Annotated in this window: 9 protein-coding genes; 4 read left to right on the forward strand and 5 right to left on the reverse strand. The window is 71.9% G+C overall.

Annotated features, from left to right (window positions below; translation table 11 throughout):
* Positions 1–53 precede the first annotated feature (53 nt).
* From AC07C1_RS19480 to AC07C1_RS19490, 3 genes are all read right to left on the reverse strand, one after another.
* On the reverse strand, positions 54–1,262 hold the full coding sequence (locus AC07C1_RS19480) for a branched-chain amino acid ABC transporter substrate-binding protein (protein ID WP_478940862.1): 1,209 nt from the start codon (positions 1,260–1,262) through the stop codon (positions 54–56).
* 672 nt (positions 1,263–1,934) lie between these two features.
* Positions 1,935–2,426, reverse strand: a complete 492-nt coding sequence (locus tag AC07C1_RS19485) for a hotdog fold thioesterase (protein WP_478940521.1) — start codon at positions 2,424–2,426, stop codon at positions 1,935–1,937.
* 47 nt (positions 2,427–2,473) lie between these two features.
* Entirely contained in the window at positions 2,474–4,837 is a 2,364-nt protein-coding gene (locus AC07C1_RS19490; protein WP_478940523.1) for an FdhF/YdeP family oxidoreductase, read from the reverse strand.
* Between the two features lie 216 nt (positions 4,838–5,053).
* On the opposite strand from AC07C1_RS19490, the gene polA reads away from it, so the two are divergent.
* Positions 5,054–7,780, forward strand: a complete 2,727-nt coding sequence (gene polA, locus AC07C1_RS19495; protein WP_478940525.1) for a DNA polymerase I — start codon at positions 5,054–5,056, stop codon at positions 7,778–7,780.
* A 686-nt stretch (positions 7,781–8,466) separates the two neighbouring features.
* Here polA and AC07C1_RS19500 read toward each other — a convergent pair.
* The gene (locus AC07C1_RS19500; protein WP_478940527.1) at positions 8,467–9,351 is read right to left on the reverse strand and encodes a DUF4184 family protein; all 885 of its coding nucleotides are present in this window, start codon (positions 9,349–9,351) and stop codon (positions 8,467–8,469) included.
* A gap of 315 nt (positions 9,352–9,666) precedes the next feature.
* Here AC07C1_RS19500 and AC07C1_RS19505 point away from each other — a divergent pair, with 315 nt between their 5' ends.
* The 3 genes from AC07C1_RS19505 (at position 9,667) to pgfA (ending at position 12,726) form a co-directional block, all read left to right on the forward strand.
* A complete protein-coding gene (locus AC07C1_RS19505; RefSeq protein WP_478940529.1) occupies positions 9,667–11,409 on the forward strand; it encodes a lytic transglycosylase domain-containing protein in 1,743 nt (580 codons plus the stop codon).
* Between the two features lie 162 nt (positions 11,410–11,571).
* Positions 11,572–11,706: an SPW_0924 family protein gene (locus AC07C1_RS19510; protein WP_478940531.1), complete on the forward strand. Its 135-nt coding sequence runs from the start codon at positions 11,572–11,574 to the stop codon at positions 11,704–11,706.
* 27 nt (positions 11,707–11,733) lie between these two features.
* Positions 11,734–12,726: a cell envelope lipid trafficking protein PgfA gene (gene pgfA / locus AC07C1_RS19515; protein WP_478940532.1), complete on the forward strand. Its 993-nt coding sequence runs from the start codon at positions 11,734–11,736 to the stop codon at positions 12,724–12,726.
* Here pgfA and hrpB read toward each other — a convergent pair.
* The gene (gene hrpB / locus AC07C1_RS19520) at positions 12,716–15,280 is read right to left on the reverse strand and encodes an ATP-dependent helicase HrpB (protein WP_478940534.1); all 2,565 of its coding nucleotides are present in this window, start codon (positions 15,278–15,280) and stop codon (positions 12,716–12,718) included. The two genes, pgfA and hrpB, sit on opposite strands and share 11 nt — an antisense overlap.
* Positions 15,281–15,284 lie beyond the last annotated feature (4 nt).

The following is a 15,284-nucleotide window of genomic DNA, read 5'->3' on the forward strand; positions in this document are numbered from 1 at the left end:
CGGTGACGGTGGTCTGCGCCGCGCGGCCCTGGTGGTGCGAGGTGTTCGGGGGGTTACTTCGGGTTGGCGGTGCCGCTCTTGACGGACTTCCACTCGCCCTTGGTGACCTGGTAGACGGTCAGCTGCTTGTTCGTGGTGTCGCCGTACTGGTCGAACGCGATCTTGCCGGAGATGCCGTCGAAGGAGCTGTTCTGGACGGCGTCGACGACCTTGGCGCGGGCGTCGGAGGGCACCTTGCCGTCCTTCACGACCTGGCCGACGGCCTTGATGATCGCGGTGGTGGCGTCGTAGGCGTACGAGCCGTAGGTGCCGTAGTCGCCGGGGTACTTCTTGGCCTTGTAGGTGGCCACGAACTCCTTGGCGGCCGGCAGGGTGTCGACCGGGACGCCGATCGAGGTCACCAGGTCGCCCTCGGCGGCCTTGCCTCCGGTCTTGATGTAGGTCGGGGTGAACATGCCGTCGCCGCCGAACAGCGGGATCTTGGCGCCGGCGTCCTTGAGCTGCTTGGTCAGCACCTGGGACTCGTCGTACTGGCCGCCGTAGTAGAGGATGTCGGCGCCCGAGTTCTTGATCTTGGTGACGAGGGTGGAGAAGTCGCGGTCACCGGTGTTGACGTGGTCGGTGCCGATGACCTTGCCGCCCTGCTTCGCGAACTGCTCCTTGAAGATCTTGGAGAGACCCGCACCGTAGGTCTGCTTGTCGTCGACGACGAAGGCCTTCTTCTTCTTGAGGCCGTTGTGGGCGTAGTCGGCGGCGAAGGCGCCCTGGAGGGCGTCGGTGGTGGCGGTGCGGAAGTAGGACTTGAACGGGCGGGACTTGCTGTTCTGCCAGTTCTTGCCCTGGGTCAGCTCGGGCGCGGTGTTGGAGGGGGAGATCTCCACCAGGTTCGCCGACGCGAGGGTCTGCTGCATCTGGGTGGCCACACCGGAGTTGAGGGGGCCGACGACGCCGAGGACGTCCTTGTCGGCGACCAACTGGGAGGCGTTCTGCTGGCCGGTGGCGGGGATCGCCTTGTCGTCCAGTGCCTTGATCTTGAAGGTGACGCCGGGGACGGTCTTGTTCTTGTTGGCGTCGTCGACGGCGATCTGGGCACCGTACTGAATGCCGAGACCCGTCGCGGAGTTCTGACCGGTCAGCGGGGCGTCGACGCCGATCGTGACCGTCACGTTGCCGCTGTCGCCACCCTTGCTGTCGTCGTCGCGGGAGCCGCAGGCGGTGAGAGTCAGAGCTCCGGTGGTCAGCACGGAGGTAAGAATCACCAGAGAACGCTGTCGCACAATCGATCCTTTCCGCAGGCACGGCCGTCCCCTTCTGGGGACGACGGATGCCGCGCCGGTACCGAACTCCCGATGGAGCGGTGACTGGCCGTGACTCTAAGCGTGTGTGGGGAACGTGGAGGAGAGCTTGACCAAGGCTGTGACTCTCTTGTTATGACACGAGGTAATGCAGAGCGGTACAGCGTGGGGGGAAAACAGGAATTCAGGCCGATTCGCCCCGTCCACAATGTGAGAACCCGCAGGACTCACCCGGATCAGTTCAGGCGTCTCCGGGGTTTTGGTGATTACACGACACTGTTGCCGCAGGTGACTTCCGGGGGCGCCGGGAGGTGCCGCGCGCGGTACGGGCCGAGGGGGAAACCGGGAAAACGTATTGCGCGCGCATTACGCAGAGTTACAACGGAGAAAGGTTCGGCGACTTCGGCGCTTTTCCGTATTTCGTCGCGGGCGGGCCCGTGGCACCCGGGATTTCCTGCCTGGTGTGGTCCGCCGCCGCAGGCCTGACGGTTCATCAACTCGCCGGTGACCGGCGGTCGCTGGGCGTCGGAGCGGGCGGTCTGTCGCTGGGCGCCGGTGACCGGCGCTCTCCAGGGGCGCTCTTCGGGCCGCGCCGCGTGCCGATGCCCGGCGGGGCTCGACGGCCCCGCCGGGACGCTGTCAGGCGCCCGTGTCCCGGGCCTGCGCCTCGTCGCCCGGCTGGACGTCCCGCAGCAGACAGGTCAGCCGGGCGGTGCACACCCGCCGGCCCTCCTCGTCGCTGATCACGATCTCGTACGTCGCCGTCGACCGGCCCCGGTGCACGGGCGTGGCCACGCCGGTCACCAGGCCCGAGCGGACCCCGCGGTGGTGGGTGCAGTTCAGGTCCACGCCGACCGCGATCTTCGTGCTGCCGCCGTGCAGCATGGAGCCGACCGAGCCGAGGGTCTCCGCCAGCACCGCGGAGGCGCCGCCGTGCAGCAGGCCGTACGGCTGGGTGTTGCCCTCCACCGGCATGGTCGCGACGACCTTCTCCGGTGATGCCTCCAGGATCTGCACACCCATCCGCGTGCCGAGGTGGCCGGCCGAGAACAGGGCGGGCAGGTCCACACCGAGCGCCGCGTACTCGTCGATGATCTCCTGCGGGAACTTCACTTGCTGCTGCTCGCCCATCGGCCGGCTCCGTTCGTCGTACACCTGTCTGTCGGCTGAGCAAACGCTCAGTCGGTCGCCGATTGTTCCAGACAGCGCTCCGCCCGGTCCTCGGCGCGGTCCTCCGCCGGATCCTCGGTACGGTCCTCCGCCCGGTACTCGACGTGGTCCTCCAGACGTACGACGACGGACTTGCTGGCGGGGGTGTTGCTGGTGTCGGCGGTGGCGTCCAGCGGGACGAGCACGTTCGTCTCCGGGTAGTAGGCCGCCGCACAGCCCCGGGCCGTCGGATAGAGCACCACCCGGAAACCGGGCGCCCGCCGCTCCACCCCGTCCTTCCACTCGCTCACCAGATCCACGTACGACCCCTCGGCGACCCCGAGCCTCCGCGCGTCCTCGGGGTGCACCAGCACCACCCGGCGCCCGCCCGTGATGCCCCGGTACCGGTCGTCGAGCCCGTAGATCGTGGTGTTGTACTGGTCGTGCGAGCGCAGCGTCTGCAGCAGCAGCCGGCCCTCGGGCAGTTCGGGGTACTCCACGGGCGCCGCGGTGAAGTTGGCCTTGCCGGTGGCGGTCGGGAAGCGCCGCTCGTCGCGCGGGGCGTGCGGCAGCGCGAAACCGCCGGGCCTGGCCACGCGCGCGTTGAAGTCCTCGAACCCCGGGATCACGCGCGCGATGCGGTCACGGATGGTCGCGTAGTCCTTCTCGAACTCCTCCCACGGCACGACGCTGTTCTCGCCGAGCACCCGGCGCGCCATCCGGCACACGATCGCCGGCTCGGACAGCAGCCGCGGGCTCGCCGGCGCGAGACGGCCACGCGAGGCGTGCACCATGCCCATGGAGTCCTCGACCGTCACGAACTGCTCACCGCTGCTCTGCGGATCGCGTTCCGTCCGCCCCAGCGTGGGCAGGATCAGCGCCCGCGCGCCCGTGACCGCGTGCGAGCGGTTGAGCTTGGTCGACACGTGCACGGTCAGCCGCGCGCGCCGCATCGCCGCCTCGGTCACCTCCGTGTCGGGAGAAGCCGAGACGAAGTTGCCGCCCATGGCGAAGAACACCTTCGCCTCGCCGTCGCGCAGCGCGCGGATGGCCCGGACGACGTCGAAGCCGTGCTCGCGCGGCGGCGCAAACCCGAACTCCTTCTCCAGCGCGTCCAGAAAGGCCGGTGCGGGCCGCTCGAAGATGCCCATCGTGCGGTCGCCCTGCACGTTGGAATGGCCGCGCACCGGGCACACACCCGCGCCCGGACGGCCGATGTTGCCGCGCAGCAGCAGGAAGTTGACCACCTCGCGGATGGTCGGCACCGCGTGCTTGTGCTGGGTGAGCCCCATGGCCCAGCAGACGATGGTGCGCTTCGAGGCGAGCACCATCCTCAGGGCTTCCTCGATCTGCTCCCGGGAAAGTCCGGTCGCCGACAACGTCTCGTCCCAGTCGGCGGCACGCGCGGTCGCGGCGAACTCCTCGAACCCATGGGTGTGTTCGCGCACGAACTCCTCGTCGACCGCGCCGTCCGTCTCCAGGATCAGCCTGTTGAGGAGCCGGAACAGCGCCTGGTCGCCGCCGATCCGGATCTGCAGGAACAGATCGGTGAGGGCGGCGCCCTTGAGCATGCCCTTCGCGGTCTGCGGGTTCTTGAAGCGCTCCAGGCCCGCCTCGGGCAGCGGGTTGACGCTGATGATCCGTGCGCCGTTCGCCTTGGCCTTCTCCAGCGCGGACAGCATGCGCGGGTGGTTCGTGCCCGGGTTCTGTCCGGCGACGATGATCAGGTCGGCCCGGTACAGGTCCTCCAGCAGGACGCTGCCCTTGCCGACGCCGATGGTCTCGGAGAGCGCCGAACCCGACGACTCGTGGCACATGTTCGAGCAGTCCGGCAGGTTGTTCGTGCCCAGCTCGCGCGCGAAGAGCTGGTACAGGAACGCCGCCTCGTTGCTGGTGCGGCCCGAGGTGTAGAAGACGGCCTCGTCGGGGGAGCCGAGGGCGGCGATCTCCTCGGCGATGATGTCGAAGGCGCGCTCCCAGCCCACCGGCTCGTAGTGCTCTCCCCCTTCGGGGAGATACATGGGGTGGGTGAGCCGCCCCTGCTGTCCCAGCCAGTAACCGCTCCTGGTGGCCAGGTCCGCGACGGAGTGCGCGGCGAAGAACTCGGGCGTGACCCGGCGCAGCGTGGCCTCCTCGGCCACCGCCTTCGCGCCGTTCTCGCAGAACTCCGCCCTGTGCCGGTGGTCCGGCTCGGGCCAGGCACAGCCCGGGCAGTCGAAGCCGTCCTTCTGGTTCATGCGCAGCAGGGTCAGCGCGGTACGCCGCACACCCATCTGTTGCTGGGCCATGCGCAGGGTGTGCCCGATGGCCGGCAGACCCGCGGCCGCGTGCTTCGGCTCCGCGACCTGCGGTGCGTCCTGAACCGGATCACCCTTGGGCGGCTTCGTCGCCATCGCACGCTCCCCTTCGACTGCGTGTGACAAGTACGCCGACGATCCTCCCACGCGCCACCGACAACGGTTGCGGGTGGGCGGACCGGGTGTGGGAGCAGTGCTTGCGCGAACCTCCCGCCCCACCCCGCCACCACGAGTGACCGGAGGACGACCCTCCGCACACCCGAGGGAACCGGCCGGTCGGGACTGTCAGTGGGGCGTGGCAGGATCGGGGACGTGGCAGAGACAGCATCGAAGCAGACCGACAAGACCCCCGGCGGCACCCGTCCCCGGCTGATGCTCATGGACGGGCACTCGCTGGCCTACCGCGCGTTCTTCGCGCTGCCCGCGGAGAACTTCACGACCGCGACGGGCCAGCCGACGAACGCGATCTACGGCTTCGCGTCGATGCTGGCCAACACCCTGCGTGACGAGGCGCCCACGCACTTCGCGGTGGCCTTCGACGTCTCCCGCAAGACCTGGCGCTCCGAGCAGTTCACGGAGTACAAGGCGAACCGCTCCAAGACCCCGGACGAGTTCAAGGGCCAGGTCGAGCTGATCGGCGAGCTGCTCGACGCGATGCACGCGCACCGCTTCGCCGTGGACGGCTTCGAGGCGGACGACGTCATCGCCACGCTCGCCACCCAGGCCGAAGCCGCGGGCTTCGAGGTGCTGATCGTCACCGGTGACCGCGACTCCTTCCAGCTGGTCACCGAGAACACCACCGTGCTCTACCCGACGAAGGGCGTCTCGGAGCTGACCCGGTTCACCCCGGAGAAGGTCTTCGAGAAGTACGGGTTGACGCCCGCGCAGTACCCGGACTTCGCGGCCCTGCGCGGCGACCCGTCCGACAACCTCCCCGGCATCCCCGGCGTCGGCGAGAAGACCGCCGCGAAGTGGATCAACCAGTTCGGCTCGTTCGCGGAGCTGGTCCAGCGTGTCGAGGAGGTCAAGGGCAAGGCCGGGCAGAACCTCCGGGACCACCTGGAGTCGGTCAAGCTCAACCGCGTCCTCACCGAGCTGGAGCGCCAGGTCGAGCTGCCGAGGACGGTCGCCGACCTGGAGCGGGCCCCGTACGACCGCAAGGCCGTCGCGATGATCCTGGACACCCTGGAGATCCGCAACCCGTCCCTGCGCGAGCGCCTCTTCGCCGTGGACCCCGGCACGGAGGAGGTCGAGGCCACCCCGATCGCCACGGACGGCGTGGAACTCGACGGCACCGTCCTGCGCACCGGCGAGCTGGCCCCCTGGCTGGCCGAGCACGGCGCCGAGACCCTGGGCGTCGCCACCGTCGGCACCTGGGCGCTGGGCACCGGCTCGGTCGCCGAGGTGGCCCTCGCCGCGGCCGGGGGAGCGGCCGCCTGGTTCGACCCCGCCGAGCTGGACGAGGCCGACGAGAACGCGTTCACGGACTGGCTGGCCGACGCCGGCCGCCCCAAGGTGTTCCACAACGCCAAGGGCGCCATGCGCGTCTTCGCCGAGCACGGCTGGAGCGTCGAGGGTGTGCGCATGGACACCGCGCTCGCCGCCTACCTGGTCAAGCCGGGCCGCCGCTCCTTCGACCTGGACGCGCTGTCGCTGGAGTACCTGCACCGCGAGCTGGCCCCCGCCGCCACGGCCGACGGCCAGCTGGCCTTCGGTGCGGACGACGGCGCCGAGGCCGAGGCGCTGATGATCCAGGCCCGCGCCGTCCTCGATCTGGGCGAGGCCTTCGAAGGCCGCCTCCAGGAGGTCGGCGCGGCCGACCTGCTCCGGGACATGGAGCTGCCCACCTCCGCCCTGCTCGCCCGCATGGAGCGCCACGGCATCGCGGCCGACCGCGCGCACCTCGAAGCGATGGAGCAGATGTTCGCGGGTGCCGTGCAGCAGGCAGTGAAGGAGGCCCACGCCGCCGCCGGCCACGAGTTCAACCTGGGCTCGCCCAAGCAGCTCCAGGAGGTCCTCTTCGGCGAGCTGGCCCTGCCCAGGACCAAGAAGACCAAGACCGGCTACACCACCGACGCCGACGCCCTGGCCTGGCTCGCCACCCAGACCGACAACGAACTGCCGGTGATCATGCTCCGGCACCGTGAGCAGGCGAAGCTGCGCGTCACCGTCGAGGGCCTGATCAAGACCATCGCGGGCGACGGCCGTATCCACACCACCTTCAACCAGACGGTGGCCGCGACCGGCCGCCTGTCCTCCACGGACCCGAACCTGCAGAACATCCCGGTCCGCACGGACGAGGGACGGGCGATCCGGCGCGGCTTCGTCGTCGGCGAGGGCTTCGAGTCCCTGATGACCGCGGACTACAGCCAGATCGAGCTGCGCGTGATGGCCCACCTCTCCGAGGACGACGGTCTGATCCGGGCGTTCACCTCCGGTGAGGACCTGCACACCACGGCCGCCTCCCAGGTGTTCGGCGTCGAGCCCACCGCGGTGGACGCGGAGATGCGCCGCAAGATCAAGGCGATGTCGTACGGCCTCGCGTACGGTCTGTCGGCGTTCGGTCTGTCCCAGCAGCTGAACATCGAGGCGGCGGAGGCGCGCGCCCTGATGGACGCGTACTTCGAGCGCTTCGGCGGGGTCCGGGACTACCTGCGCCGAGCGGTCGACGAGGCGCGGGCGACGGGCTACACGGCGACGCTCTTCGGGCGCCGCCGCTACCTCCCCGATCTCAACAGCGACAACCGCCAGCGCCGCGAGGCGGCCGAGCGCATGGCCCTCAACGCGCCCATCCAGGGCACGGCGGCGGACATCGTCAAGTTCGCCATGCTCAAGGTGGACAGCGCGCTGCGGACGGCGGGCCTCAAGTCCCGCATGCTCCTGCAGGTGCACGACGAAATCGTCCTGGAGATCGCCCCCGGCGAGCGGGCGGCCGCGGAGGAGATCGTTCGCCGCGAAATGGCGAACGCCGTCCAGCTCCGGGCCCCCCTGGACGTCTCCGTGGGCGTGGGCCCGGACTGGGAATCGGCAGCCCACTAGCCTGCGGCGCTTCGGCGGGGGGCTTCGAGCCTGCGGTGCCGGGGGAGAGGGCGTGAGTCTGCGCGGCCCCTCGGCGGACGGGGCGCTGAGCCTGGGGCGCTTCGGCGGGGGGCGAGTCCGCGGCGCCGGGGAAGGGGCGTCGAGTCCGCGGTCCCGGGCCGGAGCGGACTCGCTGCCCAGCCGTACCCCGGCATCGCAAGCACCTCCCAGCACCCCCAGCCCCCCCGCACCCCGCCCCACCAGCGCAACGGACCGCCCCCGGCGGGGCGAAGTCGGCCGAACCCCCGGAGGGACCGTCACTCACGTGGCCCCCGCCAAAACGCCGCCCACCCCCCGCAGCCGCAAAACTGCGGGCATGGGTATACGCATGCTTCACCGCCGGACGCCCGAGGCAGTCACCAGGGTCTGGGCGGACACCGCCTCCGTGCAGGCCATGCCCGCTTCGCCGGTCCCGGCCCTCGCGGCCGACGCAAGCACCGCCCGTCTCCCGGCCGACCTGGCCACGACCGCACGCAGGGCCGCCGCCGGCCTCCGGCACAGACTCGCCGGCCTGACCGCCCGCACGGACCGCGCCCCGGACTGGCGCCCGTGGGCCGACCTGGCCCGCGGCTATCTCGCCCTGGCGCTCACCGTGCTCCCGAGATCCCGACGCCCCCGGCACACGCTCACGGTCTTCGTCGCGTCCCTCACCGAGAGACCGGCCGCTCCCGGGCCGCACCGACCGTCCCCTCGGGACTCCGGGCGGCCTCAGGGCCGTCCGGAACCGGAACCGGACCCGGACGCCACACCCTGACCCCGACGGCGTACAGCAGCAGCCCCAGGACCACCCCGGTGCCCACCCCGAAGCACAGGGTGGGCACCAGCTCCCACGGCCGCGCCGGCGCACCCCGGTGCTCCCACCACCCCGCCGCCCGCTGCACCGCCCCGGTCAGCGCACAGCCGCCGATCACCACCAGCGCCCACCACCGGTCGCGCACGGACAGCGCCGGCACCCCCACCGGCTCCCCGCCGGGCGCCCGCCGCAGCGCTCCTACCAGGACGACCGCGATCAGCACGGCACCCGCCGCGGACGAGCCGTACTGCAGCCACATGTACAGCGGCATGCCCGCCGGGCGTTCCCGCCCGATGGCCGGAATCAGCCGCGTCCCCCACCGGTCGTGGTGGGTGAACGCGTCCCACACCACGTGGGTCAGCGCGCCCAGCACCGCGGAGACGTACCACCACACCACCGAGACGCCTCGCACGCGCGCGCGTGGCGTACCGCAGCGCAGCAGACCGGCCGGCCGTCCCTGCCGGGCCCGTGGCAGCAGCGCGACCAACGGCTCCCGCACGAACAGCCACAGCCCCGTCAGCGCCCAGGTGATGAGCACGTCCACCGTGGCAACCCCGGTGAACGAGTGGGTGACCGCGCCGAATTCCATGGCGCCCGGCAGGAGACTCGCGGCGTAGAAGGTCAGATCGGGCGCGAAGGAGCCGGCGACGAGCACCGCCGGCACCAGCCGGCCCCGGCCGGTCCCGTCCCGGCGGATCGCGGGCAGCACGGCCACCGCATGGCTGAGCGTGAACGGCAACAGGGCCCCCTCGTACGGTCGTCGGCCGTGGCACCGGGCCGGTGATCGGGCCCGTCCAGTATGCGGGGCCGCTGTCCCGCGGTCGCAGGACGACGATTGTTGGCCAACCGGTGAAAAACGGTCGCGCACAGTGCCCACGCAAAGCAAGTTGTCGTAGGGTCACCTGCGTCGTGGTGCCGGGCGCACGGTCGAACGCATGTCGCACACATGTAAAGGCGGAACAGGGGCAACCACAGCACCGGGTCGGCCGTCACACCAGAGCGAGGCAGACAGACGGAGACGGACGCAGCGGCGTCCAGGGGAGGGTTTCACTCTATGGCGGCGCATTTCGGCAGGCGGCTGCGCAAGGGGGCGGCGACCACCGCCGTGGCCGCGGCAGCGGTCGCGGCTCTCTCCGCGTCCCAGGCTCCGGGAGCGACCGGCGAGGACCACGGGAGACAGTCGGCTGCCGGCGCCTCCACGCCCGTACCCGACGCGGCCACCGACGGTGACGCCACGGGCAACTCGCCCTATTACACGGACCTGCCGCCGCTGAAGAGCCCCAACCCCAGCCCTTCGCCGAACATCGGCACCCCTGTCTCCCGGGGCGAGGCGGAGGCCGGCATCCCCGCGACGGTCCTCGCCGCCTACAAGAAGGCCGAGGCCGAACTGCGCGCCTCCAAGCCGGGCTGCAACGTGCCCTGGCAGCTGCTCGCCGCGATCGGCAAGGTCGAGTCGGGCCAGGCCCGCGGCGGCCGGGTCGACGCCGACGGCACCACACTGGGCCGCATCCTCGGCCCGCAGCTCGACGGCAACGGCTTCGCGCTGATCCCGGACACCGACCACGGCGCGTACGACGGCAACAGCCAGTACGACCAGGCCGTCGGCCCCATGCAGTTCATCCCGTCCACCTGGGCGTGGGCGGGCCGCGACGGCAACGGCGACGGCAAGAAGGACCCCAACAACGTCTACGACGCCGCCCTCGCCGCCGGCCACTACCTCTGCCGCAACGGCTGGGACCTCTCGCGTGAGGCCGACCTGCACAGCGCGATCCTCAGCTACAACAACTCGCAGGACTACCTGAACCTCGTCCTGACCTGGCTGCGGTACTACGGCAAGGGCACCCACGCTGTGCCCGACGGCAGCGGCCCCGTGCCGTCCCACCGCAGCGACGACAGCGACCACAGCGAGCACAGGACCCCGCCCAGCCGGTCGCCGAAGCCCTCCGACCCGCCGAAGCCCAAGCCGCACCCGAAGCCGCACCAGCCCGGCGGCGGCAACGAGAGCCCCCGCCCCACCCCGCCGAGTCCGCCGACCCCGCCCGTCCCGCCGACGCCCCCGCCGACCCACACCGACACGGTGGACCACCTGGAGGACGCGGGCACGGCCAAGCTCACCGCGATGGCCGGCGACGCCTTCACCGAGCCGATCGGCACCCGTGCGGAGACCAAGGCCGGGAAGGTGGTCGGGAAGGTCAGGATCAGGTTCACCATCACCGGGGACACCGACGCCACCTTCACCGGCGGTGAGACCGTGGCCACCGTCGCCACGGACGCCAAGGGTGTCGCTCTCGCCCCGGCGCTCCAGGCGGGCGAGAAGACCGGCGACTTCAAGGTCACCGCGGCCGTCGTGGGCCGTTCGGTCAAGGGCGTCGACTACACGGCCACCGTCACCGAGCGCGCCGCCGACACCTTGGCCCGCACCAGCGACACGCCGCTGACCTGCACTCCGGGCGGCGAGTTCGCCGACCAGGTCCAGGTGAAGGCGACGTACAAGGACGCGGTCGCGGACAAGGTCGCGGCCACCGCCACCCTGGTCAAGTCCGCGACCGACGCCACCGAGAACGACAAGGGCCCCTACTTCAAGGGCGCCGACGGCAAGCCCCTGCGCACCCTCACGGCCCTCCAGACGGGCGACAAGGGGCTGCTCACGCTGCCGAAGCTGTACGCGGACGACACCACCGGCACCTTCCTGCTCCGGATCACCACCACGGGCGGGGCGACGCTCACCGTGGAGCTGACGGTGGCCGCCGCCGACTCGGCGGAGAGCCCGTCCCCGAGCCCGTCCGCCTCTTCCTGAGGCCACGCACGGCGACAGGGCGCCCTCCCCGCTCCAGCGGGGAGGGCGCCCTCGTTCGTGCCTGCGCCACTGTTCTCATCTCGACCGCCCGTTGCTACGGTGCCGAACCTGACGATCCATCAGGAGCCAGTCAGGACACCGACGTCCGCCGGGAGGCCCCGCATGCGCGCTCTGCTCGCCGCCGCGACCGGTCTCGTCCTCGCGCTCGCCCTGGTCCTCACGATCAGCGCGACGGGCTCACCGTCGGGCCGGACGTCCCCCAAGCCGCTGCTGACGACGGTGCCCTCGCACCCGTAGCCGCATCCGTCCGGGAGGGAGGCCGGAATGCGCCGCAAGGCAAGCCTGGCCCTGCTCGCCTGCGCCGTGTTCTGCGCGGCGCTGTCCCCGCTGCTGCGCTGGTACGCCTTCCCGCGCCTGGCCAGGATCCCCGCGAACCAGTACCAGGACATGGTCCTGGAGGCCAAGGACGCCACCCTCCTCGACTACGGCACCATGCGCGCGAGAAAGGTCTCCGAGGTCACCATCGTGCAGACCCTCAAGGGCGACGTGGAGGCCGCGAAGAGGATCGAGCGGACCGCGGGGCGGCCGGTGGTTGTCTGGGACGGCCTCTCCTACGTCCAGGGCCCCGACGGCGAGATGGTCTCCCGCATCCCGGAGCGCTACATCTTCGACGCCCACAGCCAGGACCCCGTCCACGCGACCGGTGAGACGGTCGACGGCGACCCGGTCGAGCGGGACGGCATCGAGTTCAAGTGGCCCTTCCTGACCCAGCGACGGGACTACGAGTACTTCGACGCGCAGACCCGCACCACCAGCCCCATCCACTACAAGGGCACCCGCACCTTCCGCGGCCTGAAGGTCTACTACTTCGAACAGGCCATCCCCTGGACCAAGGTCCCGATGCCCAAGACCATGCCCGTCCAGGGCGTCACCCCCCAGTCGGTCGCCAGGACGGGCACCACCCGCTGGTACACCACCGTCCGCGCGTTCTGGGTCGAACCGGTCACCGGGGCGCCCGTCTACGGCGAGGAGATCCACCGGGAGGAACTGCGCGGAGGGACTCTGCTCGGTGGCCGTGCCAAGGTCACCGCCTTCGCCGGGCACGTGAGGATGCGCGAGGACTACATCGAGCACACGGTCGCCCTCGTCAAGCACAACCGCACCCTGGTGCTGATGCTCACCTCGTACGTCCCCCGGGGCTCCCTGACGCTCGGCCTCCTGCTCCTCGTGCTCTCCCTCCACCTGGAGGCCCGCGCCCGCCGCCCACAGGACCCCGCGCGCTCGCGGACGGAGGAGCCCGAACCGGTCAGCGCCTGAGCCGCGCGTTGGTGTGCCGCGTGGGCTCGGCGGTCGCCGGGTCCTCGGGCCAGGGATGCTTCGGGTAGCGCCCGCGCAGCTCCGCTCGTACGCCCTTGTAGCCGTCCGCCCAGAAGGAGGCGAGGTCGGCCGTGACGGCCGCGGGCCGGCCCGCGGGGGAGAGCAGGTGCACGAGCACCGGCACTCCCGCCACGGCCGGCGTCTCCCGCAGCCCGAACATCTCCTGCAGCTTGACGGCGAGCACCGGCCGCTCAGGATCCCGGTAGTCGATCCGAATCCTGGACCCACTCGGCACGGTCACCCGTTCGGGCGCCAGCTCCTCCAGCCGTGCGGCATCTCCGCTCGCCCAGGGCAGCAGCCGCGTGAGCGCCTGACCGGCGTCGATCCGGGCGAGATCGGCCCGCCGCCGGGCCCTGCTCAGCTCCGGCTCCAGCCACTCGTCCACACGCGCGTGGAGCACATCGTCCGACACGTCCGGCCACGGCTCCCCCAGGTGCGCGCGCAGGAAGGCGAGCCGCTGCCGCAGCCCTTCCGCATCCGGCGACCAGCGCAGCAGCCCGAGCCCTTCCCGCCGCAGGCCGTCGAGCAGGGCGGCACGTACGAGGGCCGGGTCGGGATCCTTCAGGGGCCGCACGGCCAGCTCGATCGCGCCCAGCCGCTCCACATGCCGGGACACGACCTCCCCGTCGGCCCAGTGCACCTCGTCCCGGGCCTCCAGGAGAGCCTCGGCCGCGGCGCGCGCCACGTCCTCCGGCACGGCGGCCCCGAGCCGCACGCGCGCGTGCCCCTTTCCCGCGGGCCGGTCGGCAACGGCGACCACGATCCAGGGCGCCCCCCGCAGCGCCGACACGTCCGCCACCTCGACCCGGGTCCCGGACGCCATGAGGTACGACCCACCGTCGAACCCGGCCACCCGCTCCGGAAAGGCGAGGGCGGCGACACTCCCGGCGAACCCGTCGTCTCCGGCAGGAGCGGTGACGGGGACGTCGAGCTTGTCGCCCCCGGTACCTGGTCCGGCCTCGAGGGCCGCTTCTGACCGACGGTGACGGGTGGGCCCCTGGGAAAACTCCGCCGAGACGGCCCGGAGCCGCCGTACCTCCGCCGCCCACCGCCCGGCGTAGGCGTCACCCCCACGCCGGGCACGCCGCAACGCAAAGGAAAGATCATCCCCGTAGTCCCGCGGCACCTCCTCGGAGAGCAGAGCCACCACCTCGGCGCCCTCACCGGACGTGTCCAGCAGCGCGCGCCCCAGCCGAGGATGCACACCCAGCCGGGCCAACCGCCGCCCGACCTCCGTCGCCCGCCCGGCGGAGTCCACCGCTCCCACGGCCGACAAGACATCCCGCGCCGCCGCCATCGCGCCGGCCGGCGGCGGATCGAGCAACGCCAGCCCCGACGCGTCCGGATCGCCCCAGCAGGCCGCCTGAAGGGCGAACGCGGTCAGGTCGGCCACCTTGATCTCCGGCGCCGGGAACGCCGGCAGGCGGACATCCTCGGCCTCGGACCAGCACCGGTACACCGCCCCCGGAGCCTCACGCCCGGCCCGCCCCGCCCGCTGCCGCCCGGCCGCCCGCGACGCCCGCACGGTCGTCAGACCGCTCAGCCCGCGCGCGTGATCCACCCGAGGCTCACGCGCCAGGCCCGCGTCCACCACCACCCGCACCCCGGGCACCGTCAGCGACGACTCCGCCACGGACGTGGCCAGCACCACCCGGCGCCGCGCCGCGGGCGCCAGCACCGCGTCCTGAACGGCGGCCGGCGCCCGCCCGTGCACCTGGAGGACGTCGACATCACCGAGATCCCCGAGCTGACCGCCCACGCGCGCGATCTCGCCCACGCCGGGCAGGAAACACAGGACATCCCCGTGCCGCTCGGCCAGCGCCCGCCGCACCACCGACGCCACATGCGCCAGCAGCGCCGGATCGACGCGCATCCCGTGCGGCGGGCGTACCGGGCGCGCCGGAGGAGCCCACACCACCTCCACGGGATGCGCGACACCCGCGGCCTCCACCACCGGCGCGCCGCCCAGCAGCCGCGCCCACCCCTCCGCGTCCGTGGTCGCCGACGCGGCCACCAGCCACAGCTCCGGCCGCAGTGCCTGCCGTACGTCCCACAGGAACGCGGCCACCGTGTCGGCGTCCAGATGCCGCTCGTGGCATTCGTCGAGGACGACGACATCGAGGCCGGCCAGCTCCTGGTCGCGCTGCAGCCGCTGCAGCAGCACACCGGTCGTCACGACCTCCACGCGCGTGTGCCGCCCCACGGCGCGCTCGCCACGCACCGTGAATCCCACGCTCTGACCGGGCTTCTCACCCAGCAGCCAGGCCATCCGCCGGGCCGCCGCCCGCGCCGCGATCCGCCGCGGCTCGGCTACCACGACCCGTCGCGCGGGACCACCCCCGACAAGCCCCGCCAGCACGAGCGGCACCAGCGTCGTCTTGCCGGTGCCGGGCGGCGCCACGAGTACGGCGGTGCCGTCTCCCTCCAGGGCGTCGGTCAGGGCGGGCAGCGCGGAGCGCACGGGCAGCGCGTCCAGGGCGTCGTAACGGATCACGCCT

This window comes from Streptomyces sp. NPDC045022, assembly GCF_056432605.1.

What these genes read in the sequence shown, in the direction of transcription:
- AC07C1_RS19485 (WP_478940521.1), bottom strand. Translation starts at nt 2,426, where the DNA reads ATGGGCGAGCAGCAGCAAGTGAAGTTCCCGCAGGAGATCATCGACGAG.
- AC07C1_RS19490 (WP_478940523.1), bottom strand. Translation starts at nt 4,837, where the DNA reads ATGGCGACGAAGCCGCCCAAGGGTGATCCGGTTCAGGACGCACCGCAG.
- AC07C1_RS19505 (WP_478940529.1), top strand. Translation starts at nt 9,667, where the DNA reads ATGGCGGCGCATTTCGGCAGGCGGCTGCGCAAGGGGGCGGCGACCACC.
- AC07C1_RS19510 (WP_478940531.1), top strand. Translation starts at nt 11,572, where the DNA reads ATGCGCGCTCTGCTCGCCGCCGCGACCGGTCTCGTCCTCGCGCTCGCC.
- pgfA (WP_478940532.1), top strand. Translation starts at nt 11,734, where the DNA reads ATGCGCCGCAAGGCAAGCCTGGCCCTGCTCGCCTGCGCCGTGTTCTGC.